At 70.4% G+C, this 2,484-nt stretch carries 2 protein-coding genes and 1 pseudogene; 1 reads left to right on the top strand and 2 read right to left on the bottom strand.

The window, feature by feature from the left end; translation table 11 throughout:
* Window positions 1–280 (bottom strand): annotated as a pseudogene (locus G6021_RS06140) (acyl-CoA dehydrogenase); the annotation flags it as partial.
* Complete coding sequence (locus G6021_RS06145; RefSeq protein WP_182617751.1) at window positions 277–1,443, bottom strand: acyl-CoA dehydrogenase family protein; 1,167 nt, start codon at window positions 1,441–1,443, stop codon at window positions 277–279. The gene G6021_RS06145 and the pseudogene G6021_RS06140, both read right to left, overlap by 4 nt.
* A gap of 251 nt (window positions 1,444–1,694) precedes the next feature.
* Here G6021_RS06145 and G6021_RS06150 point away from each other — a divergent pair, with 251 nt between their 5' ends.
* Window positions 1,695–2,393 carry a helix-turn-helix domain-containing protein gene (locus G6021_RS06150; RefSeq protein ID WP_107748977.1) on the top strand — a complete coding sequence of 233 codons (699 nt, stop codon included), beginning with the start codon at window positions 1,695–1,697 and terminating at the stop codon, window positions 2,391–2,393.
* Window positions 2,394–2,484 lie beyond the last annotated feature (91 nt).

The following is a 2,484-nucleotide window of genomic DNA, read 5'->3' on the forward strand; positions in this document are numbered from 1 at the left end:
GGACCGCGACGCCGGCGGCGGCGGCCAGCCGGAGCAGGGTGGCGGCCTCGGCCCACCCCGCGCCACTGCCCCCGGTCTCCTCGGGAGCGGTGAGCCTTCCGATGCCCACCTCGGTCAGGGCTCGCCATGCGGCAGCCGCATCGGGATCGACGGTGGGTCCGGAGAACTGTGCCAGGACGCCCGCCATCATCGACTCGAGGTCCTCGTCGACCTCAAGTCCGACGGTCTCGGCGTTCCCGGCGTTCCCGGCGGTCTCACTGGTGGAGGTGTTCTCGTTCATCGCATCCCCATTCCTCGCGCGATCACGCCGCGCAGAATCTCGTTGGTCCCGCCCCGCAGCGTGAAGCCGGGCCGCTGGTGCAGTCCCGCACGGAGCAGGTCGGCGAGTTCGGACGAGGCGGTGTCCGCCTCGCCCGGCGAGAACTCGTCGCCGAGCCGGGTGGAGACCACATCGACGATGTCACCCTCGGTGGTGGTGCCCAGGAGTTTGATCAGTGCAGCGGCGTTGTCCGCGGGCTCCCCGCGTTGCAGCGCCCCGGCGATGTTCTGGCTCAGGGCGTGCAGGCCCGCCATCCGCGCGACCGAGCGGCCGAGATCCGTGCGGGCGGGCAACCGCCCCTCGGACACGGCCCCGATCTCGGCGGCGAGCAGGCGGAAGGAGGACAGGAATCGTTCGGGTCCGCTGCGCTCGAAGGCCAACTCGGAGTTGACCTGGTCCCAGCCGTCGCCGAGGGTGCCGAACACGCGGGAATCGGGGACGAACACCTCGTCGAGTACCACCTCGTTGAAGTGGTGGTCGCCCGAGAGGGACACGATCGGGCGGATGGTGACACCCTCGCTGCGCAGGTCGACGATGAACTGGCTCAGTCCCGCATGGCGGTCGGTGGTGTCCAGGGGTTCGGTGCGGGCCAGTGCGATGAACGCCTCCGCGTGCTGCGCTCCGGAGGTCCACACCTTCGTGCCGGTGATCGCCCAGCCGCCGTCGACGCGGACGCCCTTCGTCCGCACGCTGGCCAGGTCCGACCCGGAGTCCGGCTCGCTCATGCCGATGCCGAAACAACACTCCCCCGCTGCGATCCGGGGCAGGAACTCGCGCTTCTGCTCCTCGGTTCCGTACCGCAGGAGCGAGGGGGCGATCTGCCGGTCGGCGACCCACTGCGCGGCGACCGGCGCCCCGACGGCGAGGAGTTCCTCGGTGACGACGAAGCGCTCGAGGTGCGTGCGTCCCCGTCCGCCGTACCCGGTGGGGATGGCCATCCCGACCCAGCCGCGCTCGGCGAGGCGACGGGTGAAGTCCTCGTCCCATCGCGTGAGCCAGGTGTCGATCCACGGCGTGAGCCGACCGGCGGCGATCTCTTCGGAGAGGAAGTCACGGACCTCCACTCGCAGGGCGTCCATGTCCGCCGACGCCAGGGTGGGCGGTGGAGCGAGTGCGGACCGCATCGGGCCTCCTCGAAAGGGGTTGGTGTGATGTGTGCCTGTTCGGGGCCCGGATGGTGACCCGGACCACGTGCTCGAGAATCGCACGAATGGCAATTTTACGCAATAGCGGATCGAACTACGCTCTCTCGTATGCCCAGCGTGCGTCCCGCAGGGGCGGATAGTCTTACCCCATGACGCAACCGGATGCGGGAGACAGCGGGCGCACCGAGCAGCCCAGCATGGACAAGGTCCCCGAGCGTCCTCGCCACCGCATGGTCGACCGGGTCGCAGCGATCATGGAACTGGTCGCCAGGTCGGGAACCGGGCTGACCCTCACCGCGGTCGCCAAGGCCCTCGACGCCCCGATCAGCTCCACGCAGGGCCTGCTCAACGGCCTGGTCGCCGTCGGCTACCTCGACGAGCGCAATCGCGTCTACACGCTGGGGACCGCGCCGTATCTCCTCAACGTGATCGCCGGTCGGCCGCCCGTCACCTCCGTGTCGCGGGAGCAGCTCACCGCACTCCACGCTGAAACCGGTCTGACCACCGCCCTGTCGACCGACGTCGGTGACGACCTCTTCTATGTGGACCACGTCGCCGCCGATGCGCACTACGCCTACATCGCGGAGAACCGGTTGCGACGCTCGCTGCTGCGGACCTCCTCGGGCTGGCTACTCCTGGCCGACCGGGAGAAGCGTGACGTGTGGGCCTACCTGAACGCCCGGCCGGCTGCGGAGTCGGAGTTCGTCGACAGGTTCCTGGCCTCGCTCGAAGAGCTCCGCGAGACCGGTGTGTGTACGGCCCCCGGCGTGGCCGTGGACGGTGGCGACGGTGTCTCGGTCGCACTGCGCGAGGGGGGACGGACGATCGCGACCGTCGGCGTCATCGCCGCGCGGGACCTCATCGTCCAGCGCAGCGAGGAGCTGGCCCAGACCTGCCTCCGGCACGCCACCGCCTGGGGTCTGCGCTGAACCGGGGCCCGCGCTGACGCGAGGCCCCGGCCGACCATGGACTCGGCGACGGATCCGCGCCCCGTGAAGTCCCGGGGGGCGGATCAGCGCC

It is taken from the genome of Dietzia sp. CW19 (genome assembly GCF_014145265.1).
In the GTDB taxonomy this organism is placed as follows: Bacteria; Actinomycetota; Actinomycetes; order Mycobacteriales; family Mycobacteriaceae; genus Dietzia; species Dietzia natronolimnaea.